10 protein-coding genes and 1 tRNA gene are annotated in these 12,504 nt (G+C 49.5%); 5 read left to right on the top strand and 6 right to left on the bottom strand.

Annotated features, from left to right (window positions below):
* Nucleotides 1–136 precede the first annotated feature (136 nt).
* The 3 genes from nudE to pckA all read left to right on the top strand — a co-directional run bounded on the left by nudE (nucleotide 137) and on the right by pckA (nucleotide 3,345).
* Complete coding sequence (gene nudE / locus JJU14_RS15125) at nucleotides 137–724, top strand: ADP compounds hydrolase NudE (protein ID WP_228614552.1); 588 nt, start codon at nucleotides 137–139, stop codon at nucleotides 722–724.
* Nucleotides 702–1,508, top strand: a complete 807-nt coding sequence (cysQ, locus tag JJU14_RS15120) for a 3'(2'),5'-bisphosphate nucleotidase CysQ (RefSeq protein WP_228614551.1) — start codon at nucleotides 702–704, stop codon at nucleotides 1,506–1,508. Before nudE ends, cysQ begins: the two co-directional genes overlap by 23 nt.
* 238 nt (nucleotides 1,509–1,746) lie before the next feature.
* On the top strand, nucleotides 1,747–3,345 hold the full coding sequence (gene pckA / locus JJU14_RS15115; RefSeq protein WP_228614550.1) for a phosphoenolpyruvate carboxykinase (ATP): 1,599 nt from the start codon (nucleotides 1,747–1,749) through the stop codon (nucleotides 3,343–3,345).
* 107 nt (nucleotides 3,346–3,452) lie between these two features.
* Here the strand turns inward: pckA and JJU14_RS15110 are convergent, their stop codons facing one another.
* On the bottom strand, nucleotides 3,453–5,624 hold the full coding sequence (locus JJU14_RS15110; protein ID WP_228614549.1) for a M3 family metallopeptidase: 2,172 nt from the start codon (nucleotides 5,622–5,624) through the stop codon (nucleotides 3,453–3,455).
* Nucleotides 5,625–5,761: 137 nt separating this feature from the next.
* On the bottom strand, nucleotides 5,762–7,708 hold the full coding sequence (locus JJU14_RS15105; protein WP_228614548.1) for an ATP-binding protein: 1,947 nt from the start codon (nucleotides 7,706–7,708) through the stop codon (nucleotides 5,762–5,764).
* Between the two features lie 192 nt (nucleotides 7,709–7,900).
* Here JJU14_RS15105 and JJU14_RS15100 point away from each other — a divergent pair.
* A tRNA-Arg gene (locus JJU14_RS15100) sits at nucleotides 7,901–7,977 on the top strand.
* Between the two features lie 195 nt (nucleotides 7,978–8,172).
* On the opposite strand, the gene JJU14_RS15095 is transcribed toward JJU14_RS15100, so the two are convergent.
* The 4 genes from JJU14_RS15095 to JJU14_RS15080 form a co-directional block, all read right to left on the bottom strand.
* Nucleotides 8,173–8,961, bottom strand: a complete 789-nt coding sequence (locus JJU14_RS15095; protein ID WP_228614547.1) for a hypothetical protein — start codon at nucleotides 8,959–8,961, stop codon at nucleotides 8,173–8,175.
* Nucleotides 8,962–9,150: 189 nt separating this feature from the next.
* Entirely contained in the window at nucleotides 9,151–11,076 is a 1,926-nt protein-coding gene (locus JJU14_RS15090; protein WP_228614546.1) for a replication endonuclease, read from the bottom strand.
* Nucleotides 11,063–11,338, bottom strand: coding sequence for a hypothetical protein (locus JJU14_RS15085; protein ID WP_228614545.1), 276 nt, complete (start codon nucleotides 11,336–11,338; stop codon nucleotides 11,063–11,065). Before JJU14_RS15085 ends, JJU14_RS15090 begins: the two co-directional genes overlap by 14 nt.
* Complete coding sequence (locus JJU14_RS15080; RefSeq protein WP_228614544.1) at nucleotides 11,338–11,571, bottom strand: helix-turn-helix domain-containing protein; 234 nt, start codon at nucleotides 11,569–11,571, stop codon at nucleotides 11,338–11,340. Before JJU14_RS15080 ends, JJU14_RS15085 begins: the two co-directional genes overlap by 1 nt.
* 187 nt (nucleotides 11,572–11,758) lie before the next feature.
* Here JJU14_RS15080 and JJU14_RS15075 point away from each other — a divergent pair, with 187 nt between their 5' ends.
* Entirely contained in the window at nucleotides 11,759–12,394 is a 636-nt protein-coding gene (locus JJU14_RS15075; protein ID WP_228614543.1) for a hypothetical protein, read from the top strand.
* The last annotated feature ends 110 nt before the right edge of the window (nucleotides 12,395–12,504 follow it).

The following is a 12,504-nucleotide window of genomic DNA, read 5'->3' as shown; positions in this document are numbered from 1 at the left end:
CATATCCAGCAAGACGGTATCAATTTGATCCCAGTTCAGCATCGTTTTTTCCTGTCATTCGTTTTATCATGGGGCAAAGCGCATCGTTGCGTAGGCAACACCCGCCTGGCGGCGCTATTGTAACAGAGGGAAGCGGATGGCTGAATCCAAGCAGACAAAACAAGCACCAGAGATCCTTCAGCAGGAAGTGGTGGCGCAAAGCCGGCTGTTTAAAATTGAGCAATTGCAACTGCGCTTTAGCAACGGTGAAGAGCGGCTGTACGAACGCATGCGAGGCAGTGGTCGTGGCGCCGTGATGGTGGTGGCCATGCCGGATCCGGAGCATTTTTATCTGGTGCGAGAATACTGTGCCGGTACCCATGATTACCAATTAGGCTTTCCGAAAGGCCTGATCGACCCGGGCGAAGATCCTTTGGTTGCGGCCAATCGGGAATTGAAAGAAGAGATAGGTTTTGGTGCCAGGCGTTTGATCCCATTGAAGTCGGTGGCACTGGCTCCGGGCTATTTTAATGCTACAATGCATATAGTGTTGGCGCTGGATTTATTCCCAGAGCAACTGACTGGCGATGAACCCGAACCGCTGGAACGGGTCAGTTGGCCCCGGCACCATCTGGACGAGCTGCTGCAGCAGGTTGATTTTACGGAAGCCCGCAGTGTAGCCGCTCTTTTTCTGGCAGACGCTTACCTGGCAAGGAATCCCGATGTTTTTGAGCTCACTGCTTGAACCGATCAAAACGGCAGCCAAACAGGCTGGCGATCGGCTCTGGCAGCTGTATCAAAGCGGCGATTATCAGCAAGAAACCAAAGACGATCAGAGCCCGGTGACCAGCGCCGATCTGGCTGCCAATGACATCATTATGCAGCACCTGCAGGAGCTGACCCCAGATATTCCCATTATTTCTGAAGAAGTGCAGCTGTTGCCACTGGCGCAGCGTCAGCACTGGCCGCGTTACTGGCTGATAGATCCGATGGATGGCACCCAGGAGTTTGTTGCCCGTAGTGGTGATTTTGCCGTCAGTATTGCGCTGGTGGAGCATGGCTGGCCGGCGCTTGGGGTGATTTACTGGCCGAAGGAGCACGTGCTGTATTACGCCACCCGTGGTCATGGTGCTTTTAAACAGCAGGGTTCTAAAATCCGCCGCATTCAGGTGCACCAGCATCAGCAGCCTGATCCTTTGCGGGTTGCTGTGAGTCGGCGCCAGGCGCGCGAACCCATTGAGCAATTGTTGCCGCATGGCCAGCAGGTGCACTACATTCCGCTTGGCAGCTGCTCGCTAAAAAGCTGTCTGGTGGCCGAAGGGGGTGCCGATTGTTATGTCCGGCTGGGACCAACGGGTGAATGGGATACCGGCGCTGTGCATATTATCGTCGAAGAAGCTGGCGGCAAAATCCTCGATAGCAGCTTCGCACCACTCAGTTACAATCAGCGCGAAAGTCTGGCCAATCCGAACTTTGTGGTGATGGGGCAGGCCGATTTACCCTGGCCACAATTGATACAACCCCAGTAAACTTTCAACCCTCACAACAAAAAAACGCGCATGCTTATGCAGTAAATCCGCATAGGCCGCGGCCTGCCTTGGTTAGCGCCGATTTGGCTGCGATCAAAACCTATCTTTTTGGCAGCAAAAACGGTATCATGCGCGGGTGTTTTTTAGGCAGCGGAGCTGCCGGCACCTTGAAAGATGAACGTTGAAGTCCGCCTAGAGACTGCACCCTACACCTACAGTACCCTTAGGAGCCTACATCATGTCCGATTTGGATCTGAGCCAATACGGCATCACCGATGTCACGGAAGTCGTATATAACCCCAGTTACGACCAGTTGTTTGCGGAAGAGACGCGTGCGGATCTCGAAGGTTATGAGCAGGGGAAAGTCACCACCCTGGGCGCCGTAGCCGTGGATACCGGTATCTTTACCGGCCGTTCCCCGAAAGACAAATACATCGTCCGTGACGACACCACCCGCGATACCCTGTGGTGGGCCGATCAAGGCAAAAACGACAACAAGCCGATTTCGCCAGACGTTTGGGCCGATTTAAAAGGCCTGGTTACCCAGCAGTTGTCTGGCAAGCGTTTGTTCGTGGTAGATACCTTCTGCGGTGCCAACCCGGACACCCGTTTATCGGTGCGTTTTATCACTGAAGTGGCCTGGCAGGCGCATTTCGTCAAAAACATGTTTATTCGCCCAAGCGACGACGAGCTGAAAAGCTATACGCCGGACTTTGTGGTGATGAACGGTGCCAAGTGCACCAACCCGAACTGGCAGCAGCATGGCCTGAATTCCGAGAACTTTATTGCCTTTAACCTGACCGAACGTATCCAGCTGATTGGTGGTACCTGGTACGGTGGTGAGATGAAAAAAGGCATGTTCTCCCTGATGAACTACTATCTGCCACTGAAAGGCATTGCCTCGATGCACTGCTCTGCCAATGTCTGTGAAGACGGCAACGTGGCGGTGTTCTTCGGTTTATCTGGTACCGGCAAAACCACGCTGTCAACCGATCCGAAGCGTAAGCTGATTGGTGATGATGAGCACGGCTGGGACGACGATGGCATCTTCAACTTTGAAGGCGGCTGCTACGCCAAAACCATCAACCTGTCGCAGGAAAACGAACCAGATATCTACCAGGCCATTCGCCGTGATGCCCTGCTGGAAAACGTCACGGTACGTGACGATGGCAGCGTTGATTTTGACGATGGCTCGAAAACCGAGAATACCCGGGTGTCGTACCCGATTTACCACATCGACAACATCGTCAAGCCTGTATCCAAGGCAGGTCATGCCAAGAAGGTGATCTTCCTGACGGCCGATGCCTTTGGTGTCTTGCCGCCAGTCTCAAAGCTGACCAAAGAACAAACCAAGTACCACTTCCTGTCTGGCTTTACTGCCAAACTGGCGGGTACCGAGCGTGGCATCACCGAGCCAACACCTACTTTCTCCAGCTGTTTTGGTGCGGCTTTCTTAAGCCTGCACCCAACCAAGTATGCCGAAGTATTGGTGAAACGGATGGAAGCTGCTGGTGCTGAAGCTTACCTGGTGAATACCGGCTGGAACGGTACCGGCAAGCGCATTTCCATCAAGGCAACCCGTGCCATCATTGATGCCATTTTAGATGGCAGCATTGAAAACGCTGAGTTTATGCAGCTGCCATACTTTAATCTGGCAGTGCCGACTCATCTGCACGATGTGGAAGATGGCATTCTGGACCCACGCAACACCTACGCCGATGCGGCAGAGTGGGATGCCAAGGCCAAAGATTTGGCCCAGCGTTTTATCAACAACTTCGAGAAATTCACCGACAACGACGAAGGCAAAGCCTTGGTCGCCGCCGGCCCGCAGTTGTAAACCTTAGTACAGATGGAAAAAACGCAGCCCGCGGGCTGCGTTTTTTTATGCCTGCGGTTAGGACAAAAAAACGGCGCCCTCAGGCGCCGTTTGCTAGCAGAGAACCATTAATCCAGTTGGGTTTTCAGGCCGCGACGAATTAACAGTGCCTCGGTGGTTGGCTCCTGACCACGGAACTTGATGTAAGATTCCATCGGTGGCCGTGAGTTGCCCACTTCCAGAATGTTTTTCCGGTAATGGTCGCCGTTTTCACGGGTCAGACCGCCCCGGCTTTGCACATAGGCAAAGGCATCAGCGGCCAGAATCTCACTCCACATATAGGCGTAGTAACCGGCTGAGTAGCCACCACCAATCGAATGATTGAAGTAAGTGGACTTATAGCGTGGCGGTACTGCTGGCAAATCCACACCATATTTGGCCAAGGCGGCGGCTTCAAACTGCTCGACATCCTGCAGTGGGGCATCGGCACTTAGGGTGTGCCACTCCATATCCAGGAAGGAGGCAGCGATGTACTCCAGCGTATCAAAACCCTGGTTGAAGCTGCGTGACTGCATGATTTTTTCCAGCAGCTCGTCCGGAATAGGCTCACCGGTTTCATGATGCTTGGCATAGTTAGCCAGTACTTCCGGATGGGCGGCCCAGTCTTCTTCAAAGGTAGACGGGAATTCCACGAAGTCACGTGATACGGCAGTACCTGCCAGGCTAGGGTACTTCACATTGGAGAACATGCCGTGGATACCATGGCCCAGCTCGTGGAAGATGGTGGTGGTGTGATCGTAGCTGATCAGGGTTGGCTCGCCGTCCGGTGCCTTTGGAATGTTCATCACATTCACCACCACAGGTTTAGAACCAAGCAGGTTGGACTGACTCACGAAGGCACTCATCCAGGCGCCGCCCCGTTTGCCTTCACGGGCAAAGTAATCGGCGTAGAAAATCGCCAGGCTGGTGCCGTCGTGATCAAACACCTCGTAGGCTTCTACATCCGGGTGGTAGGTTGGCAAGTCTGGCCGTGGCTCAAAGCGGATGCCGTACAAGCGGTTCATGGTGTAGAAGACGCCGTCGTGCAATACGCGGTTGAACTCGAAGTACTGTTTCACTTCGTTTTCATCCAGATCGTATTTTTCCTGGCGCACCAGCTCGGCATAGTATTCCCAATCCCACGGCTGTACTTCGAAGTCACCACCATGACGACGGATCATTTCCTGAATATCGGCTTGCTCTTGCTTGGTGTTGGCGACCACAGCAGGCACCATGCTGGTGAGCATATCCAATACATTTTGCGACGTTTGCGCCATGGTGTTTTCCAACTGGTACTCAGCCCAGTTGCCGTAGCCCAGCAACTGGGCCCGCTCGGCGCGGATTTGGGCCAGACGCGATACGATAGGGCGTACATCCAGCTCGCCTGAGGTGCCACGGAAAGCAGAGGCTTCCCACACTCGCTGGCGTAGCTCGCGATTGTTCAGTGAGGTTAAAATCGGCTGACGGGTGGTGTTGGTGATGCTGAGCAGGTACTTGCCTTCATGGCCGGCAGCAGTGGCTGCATTGGCTGCACTGCGAATTTGGCTGTCGGATAAACCATCCAGCTCTTCGGCGCTATCCACAATCACAGCGATAGCGCGGGTGATCGCCAGCTGGTTTTGTGAGAATTGGGTGGTCAGGTTGGAGTGCTCTTCATTCAGCGCGCGGATTTTCACCTGCTGCTCTTCGGTCAGGGTGGCACCAGAGCGCACGAAGCGATCGTAGTACACATCCAGCAAACGGGCTGACTCGGCATCCAGTCCCAGCGCTTGGCGCTGGTTGTAGATGGCCTCTACCCGGGCAAACAGTGCTGGGTTCAGGTTGATGTTGTCGGAGTGAGCCGATAATTTAGGCGACAGTTCGCGGGCAATTTCCCGGCGCTTTTCATTGCTGTCAGTACCCGACAAGTTGAAGAAAACCCGTGATACCCGTGTCAGCATATCACCGCTGCGCTCCATGGCGACAATGGTGTTTTCAAAGGTTGCTGGTTCTGGGTTGTTGGCGATGGCTTCGATTTCAGCCATGTGGCGCGCCATACCTTCTTCAAAGGCTGGAATAAAGTGGGCGTCATCAATCAGGCGAAAATCTGGTGCTTCGTATTGCAACGCAAACGGCTGGAAGAAAGGATTATCGCTAGCCACATCTACCATGGCTTCAACAGCAGTATCGGCAGATAAGTCGGCTGGGGTACTTGGTTGTTCAGAGCAGGCACTTAAAGCCAGTGCTGCACCAATTGCAGTAGCAATTAGGGTCTTGCGCATAATTGTTCTCCTTCGGGGCGAAGTCTGTGAATGCATCGTTTTATTTTTTTAAGGTACCTGTTCGTGAATGCACGACAAGACGAGCAGGTGATCTGGTCGAGTATGCCAAAAAAAATGGCAGAAATCATGTTTTACCGTCAATCAGCAGGTGCGGCGAGGTTAACGGCTTTTTTAGCGTAGCCGCTTAACGGCATGGTGAGATAAAAGCAGCTACCATGGGGCTGTAACGGCTGATAGCCAATGTCACCATCCATTGCCAGCATCAGGGAGCGAGCAATGGCAAGGCCAAGGCCAGAACCTTGCTGCAGCTTGTTATCGGCGCTGTCGGCCTGGGCGAACTTCTGAAACAGGGAAGGTTGAAAATGTTCTGGCACACCAGGGCCCTGATCCATCACTTCAAGCCGGACTTTGTTCGCGTCCAAACTCAGCCGCAGCACGACGGTGCTATCGCGCGGTGCGTATTTGATGGCATTGGATAGCAAGTTGGTGATGACCTGTTGCAAACGCAGCGGATCTGCCCGTACCTGCAGGCCATGCTCCTTGGTCTCCAGCTGCAGCTGCAGTCGGTTTTCTGCCGCCAACGGTCGGTTTTGTTGCAAACATTGCTCAATAAGCTCTGCCAGTACGATGGGTTGCAGCTGGAAGCGCATTTTGCCAGCTTCCAGCCGTTCCATATCCAACAAATCATTAATCAGGTGGGTAAGCTGATTGCAGTTGTCATAAGCCGTTTGCAGCAATTGCTGCACTTGCGGACTGACAGAACCCATCACCCCGCCGAGCACCAGGCCAATGCTGCCATTAATGGCAGTCAGCGGTGTGCGTAGCTCGTGGCTGACGGTTGAAACAAACTCATTTTTCAGACGATCCACTTTATGTCGCTCTGTCATGTCCCGCAATAAAATAACTTTTTTGATCAGCTGGTTAAACTCAATTTCAGAGCGTGACAGCTCCAGTGGGAACGGCAAGTCGAAGCGGTTGCGCCCCTGGGTTTTGGCTATTTTGTTGGGTGTATTGGTGGCCAGCAGCAGTTGCTGTTGCTGCAGCGGGTCATCCAGCAAAGACGACCAATGCACCCCTTCAAGCTGATGCATGCTCAGGCCAAAAATATCCGCCGCTGCCTGATTAATGCGCTCAATATGACCATGAGCATCGGTGGTGATGATGGCATCGGCCACATTGTCCATTACAGTACTAAGATACTGTTGTTGCAACTGCAGTTCACGGCTGGATTGCTGCAATTGCTGACGGGAAAAGGTAAGCCAGCTAATCAGCGCAAACAACAGCAAGGTCACGGAGTAACCGACCAGCCGGATTTCCATGGTGCGGCCTTTGAGCGGATCGGTCGAACGAATGGCCATCTGCCAGTTGGCACCTCGAATGGTGAGATCCAACAATAAACTGTCGTCATAAAACAGCGCATTATTGCCGACAAAGCTTTCACTAACACGACCATTTTCCAGCCGGGTGCGAAGTGCCGCTTCAATGCCATAACGATCCATGATCAGCTGCAGCTCTTGCCACAGATCGGTAGGCTCTACCACGATGCTGATAATGCCCCAGTACTGGCCATCAATAAACACCGGTAAGCGGTGGATAAAGCCAATACCGCCCTGCAACAGCTGTACCGGGCCTACCAGCTTTGCTTTCCTGCTTTCGATAATCGCTTGTACTGCTGGCCATTGTTCTGGCAGGTCGGGGTAATAAAGACCAACAGCGGCTTCGTTGCCTTCAATAGGGTAGACATACGACAGCCGATTGCCGGGGGCGACGCCAATATTACGGATGTACTGCCCCAGCTCCACCAGCTCTGGCAGCAGCACATTAAACTCAGCAGCAGAGACCTCACCTTTATTGGCCTGTACATAAGCGGATAAACCAAAGGTAAGGTACAAAGCCCGGTTGAGCTCGGTTTCCAGAAATGAACGCAGATGGCCGGCATTGGCCACTTGCTGTTCCAGCTGCTGGCCTTTGGCATAAGCAACATCCTGCCGCACCAAATTCTCGGTAATCAGCACGCAAGACACTAAGCAAAGCAGTAGTAACAGCCATTGCCAGTAAGACAGCAGTTTTCCAGAGGGTTCCATGCAGGCTCCGATAAGATACTGTTTTATAGCATAACGGTTTGCCGCTACTTCGCAAAGTACAGCCCTTATTTTACCGCATAAATCCTTTTGGAAGCACACTGGGAACTGATCGCCTGAAAAATGCGCAGCCCAGCAATAGACTTCGTCCCAAAGCCTGTCTATAATGCGCTGCTTGTAACCCAGCGTTGCAAAGCACCCGTAGCTCAGCTGGATAGAGCGCTGCCCTCCGGAGGCAGAGGTCAGAGGTTCGAATCCTCTCGGGTGCGCCATATAAATCAAGGTCTTAGCTTAACGGCGAGACCTTTTTTTGTGTCTGAAATAAACTTTTATAGCGCATTTATAGCAAATTTAGATGAAAATATTGGTGTGAAGTCCAGTAGCGCTTTGATTGGGTATATTAAGATGGTTTTCTCATACAAAAAAAGCACCTCGTATGAGATGCTTTTCTTTTACAGCCGAGCAGCTTACTTAGCTTTTCTTAACTCGTGAACGCGCTCCATTGCTGCCACGAAACGTGTCTCAGTTTCGCCGGTCCATTTATATTCTCGAAGACCTGGAACAGGAGCTGAGGCAACAGCTTTGCCTGATGTAAAAAGAGCTTTAATTTCAACTGCTAAAGGATGCTGGGCAACTTCTAAACCTTTATCACTTGGTTTGTTCATTTCTAGTGCCATGACGAACCCCCTTTGTGTTATTCCATTTACAATGTCATTATAGTCATTGACTTGTGCATTCAAGTTATTCTGGCTTGTCTTATAGCAAGCAAAGCTAACAAAGTCGCCTGTGCAGTAATCGTACTGCGCGGCGTAACTAACCGCTCTTTTAGCGCAGCCCTCTATTAGTAAATGACTCGCAGCATGTGCGCCGCCTGAGCCAGAAGTGAACGCTTTAATCTTGTTTGTTACTGTACAGAAAAGAGCTTGTTTTTGGCCGGCATCAAAAATAACTTCATTCTTTTCTAAATCGATAATCGCCAAGTTAACAACATTATACCCATCAATTTCAACCATTGGTCGTTCTTCTGGATTAGCTGCACCTGACCACCACTTTTTCCACTCGGCAATTAACATACCATGGCCAGCAGTTACTAAGGCGGTTTTACCAACTATCGAAATTTTGTCAAATCCAGTCTCATCACAATAAACAAGGTAATGTTTCCCATCAGATAGCTTGAGCTCCCCTTGTGAGCCGCATGACCACCGTGTATCCGCAGTAATAATCTGATTAGTTAAATCGCATACAGTCGTTGTCATCTAGTGCCACTCTTATTTTTTAGGGCATTATTATATATTTTATAAAAATGAAAGGATATGCGTTTACAACATATGGAGAGTTAATTTGTGCATTGTATCAGCAACAATTTCAGTTGAACATATTAGCCATGTTATTGTCAACTTTGAGTCTGAATCCAATCCAGCCCTTAGATCACAAGTTTAGTACACTTATTTACAGAACTCCAAGTTAGAGCAAGCAGCGCTTAGATCGATTTCAAGCCGCCATTGGTGCCAGCGGGTGATTATGGCTTTGCCTTGGTAGCAAATACCCTTTAGCTTGCTGAGTAAGCTACAATCGTAGCGGCTTGCAGAGACTTCACCGGTTTCCTGATTAACTTCCTGCTCGTAGTGTGGCCTGATCAGCTGGTCTTTACGCTTGCAGAATACGCCACCCATTAGCAGTACAAAGCGTTTCCAGTCGCCGGTATCAGCAGCATTATGCACAGCCTTTAACGTCATATCATGGTCTTTGTCTGCCTTTAACCTGCGCAGCTCACGCCATACCGTTACAGATACACCACCGATTTGCTGAAACTGACGTATACCCCAACAACTTGCCCATGCTTCTACCCGTTGCGCTGCCACTATCGGATCACCGCCGTGAATATCTTCATCCAGATTGGTACCATCGATATTCTTAGCAATGTACTTGGCAATATAGCCGGTAGCAGAGCCTTTGCTGGGATCGATAGCTACAAACTTCACACGGTTTTCTTGTGCGCCTGCTTCGTCACCATCCTCCTGCAATGCATAGTGCCGGAATACTTGCCGAAACGCATCCAGTTGATCAGGTTCTAAAAACAAAGCAAGGTGCCAATGTGGTGTACCGTCATGCTGTGGCTCGGCTACACGCAGGCCATAGACGCGAATACCTTGTCTATCCATTTCGGCACGTATCTTTGCCCAAACACCACAAAGGTATTTCTGCGCTTGCTGTGGGGTAAGCTGCTGCCACTTGGGATTTCGATCACCGCTAATCGCGTAAGCATTGTGGTATTTGGAAGGGCAGGTTAGGGTAACAAAGTCGCAGATATGTTCTAGCTGTTTAGCGGCATCTTCAAACCCACGCATTCTGGTCATTAACTCATTTCTGCGGTTCACGGGGTTAGAAACATTCAGTTCGTATAACTCGCGCAAGGTGTATTTTTGCTCTAGTTCGTTAACGATGCTGATCCGTTCAAGCATTTCTAATTGACGCTGTTTTTGGTGCTTGCGGTTTTTAGCTGTGAGATCACTGCAATAGATACCAGCGAAGCGGTGAACCCGCCCTAAATGAATCATTACCGTTTCCAAGGTACGGTTTTGTAGCACCCGTAATTTTCGGAGCCACCATCGTTCGCAGATCATCCGCTCTATGCAGCCAGGTATTGTCATTGTTTTGTCTGGTTCCGGTGCGATTAGCCCTTTTCCGTTAACGAAACTTCGGGCTTTTTCATATGCGGCTAATTCTGCAATAAGGCGGAAGACTCCGTTAACGGAATTTTCTGCCCGTAATCGTTCGCCTTGTTCCGAAGTATTCCGAAGCAGTGCGTTAACGGAATTAAGGTTAACGTCCAGAAATTCTGAATTTCTGTCCCTGTTTGCGAAGCATTGTTCAAAAACCGTTTTTGAAATGATTTCAGAATCGATTCTAAAAAAGTTAAACAGCCAGTCTAAATTTTCTAAAGCGATTTTTAAACTCGTTTCTGAAATCAGCTCGGCTGAACTCCGCACCAGTAGCGAACCTTTTTGAAAATTCGCCAGCGAACGCTGACGAATTTGGCGTAACTGGTTGCTGCAACTATGGGCATAGATCCGAGCCAAATCCCTAAGCTCATCTTCGTTTGAATCGAAGTGCGCCTTTAACGGATCAGGCAATATTTGTCGTATTTGCGTCACTGCCTTTCTCAGATAGCTATTGGCATCGAACTGATTTTTTTCCTTTTGGTATTGTTGAAGCAGCAACCGTTGAATCATCAAGGGTAAATCCTGAACCTGTTGCTCGACAAAAATCTGATCAGCTTTATCAAGAACCTGAAATAATGGGGCGAACTCAGCATTTATTGACTGGATGTGCTGTGAGATAGCATGCTGCCGGTAGTCATTCGGGATCATGGTTAGTCTCCAGCAGCTCGGCAGCTTGTTCTTTGCTGAGCGTGAAAATGCACCAGCGCATGCCAAACATAACAAACTCATGCTCGTTCATGCGGGTGTATTGATAGAGGGTGTTAAAGGCTGCTTTAACAGGAAATTCAGGTTTGCCATCTGGAAAATCAATCCTGCCAATTGTGCGGCCTGGCGAAGTGCATTGAGCGATGGAATACCCTTTAGCAAGCCATTTCACCAGCCTGATGACTGAGGGAGTTAATTTTGCCATTAGTGGGCCTCCTTGCTTTCGCTAAGGTGTTCCAGCCGGTGTAGACCATCAAGCCAGCGATCAAGGTCATCTTTCAGGTAGCGAACAGAGCGGCCAATTTTTACAAACGGTGGGGCAGGGGTACGGTATTTGCGGTTGCCTTCCATTCGTGACTGTCGCAGAAAGGAACGGCTCATGCCGATGTACTCAGCGGTTTCGATTTCAGATAAAGCCTTCTTGTTCAGTGTGTGCATGTGGTATCTCCTGTGCGTTGATGAACAAGGAGATAATCCAGCATGAAAAACAGTGAATTAGGGTTTTGAGGAAAAAATGAGAGTTTTGGTGATTTTTCATTTTTTGGTTGTAACTGAGAATAAAATTCCATACTTTAAATTTACTCGGCTACGCTCATAGCTATGCAGAAAAAAGGACTTTGTAAGGATGATAAAACGCATCTTGGCTGTTTGGAGCTACTTCAAAAGAGTAGTAAGTTGGTTGTGTAAAGCATGGCCTCTGATCATAATCATTTCAGTGATTTCGTTTCATTATTTAATCTTTCAGACCTTCGACTTAGATGAACATTTTCTGAATAAGTTAATTATCTTTATTCTGCAGGTTTTCGGTGGTTGTCTGATTCTGTTTTCGATTGACTCAAACCTTTCTCACTTTAAAGATTTTGGGCTTAAACAGGCTTTTAGCCAGTGGATGAAAGCTTTCCCGAAATTTAAGCAAGTGCATAAGCTTACTCTGGCAGAAGGCAAATATGATATTAGTATGCCTATGTTTGGCGTTGGAATATCGGTCCGTAACGATTCGTTTAAAACAACAAAAGAACACCTTGAATATCTCCAGAAGCAGATTGACGAGATTCGACAACAACAAACCCAGTCAATGGCTAATGTAGAGTCTCATATTCTTGATATGAAAAGTGAGCTATTTGCAGAAAGTAACTTAGTAAAATCAGATGTTAAGTCGTTAACGCAAAGCATAGAGGAACTAACCTTAAGTGGTATAAAGTCTCAGATTCTTGGTGTTTTTTTACTGGTTTATTCGGCTTTTTTGGGAGTTTTTATCTGACAGGGTAGGAAACAAACGCTTACGTATATGAGTTTTGAGGTTAGGTCTGCAAGTCACCTGAGGTATCCCCACAAATGGGCTAGTTAAAACAAAAAGTTAGGCGAGAAGGG

The sequence above is a fragment of the Alkalimonas sp. genome, assembly GCF_020831925.1.
Lineage (GTDB): Bacteria > Pseudomonadota > Gammaproteobacteria > Enterobacterales > Alteromonadaceae > Alkalimonas.
The sequence above is the reverse complement of the archived record's forward strand: the minus strand, read 5'-3'. Positions and strand labels throughout refer to the sequence as shown.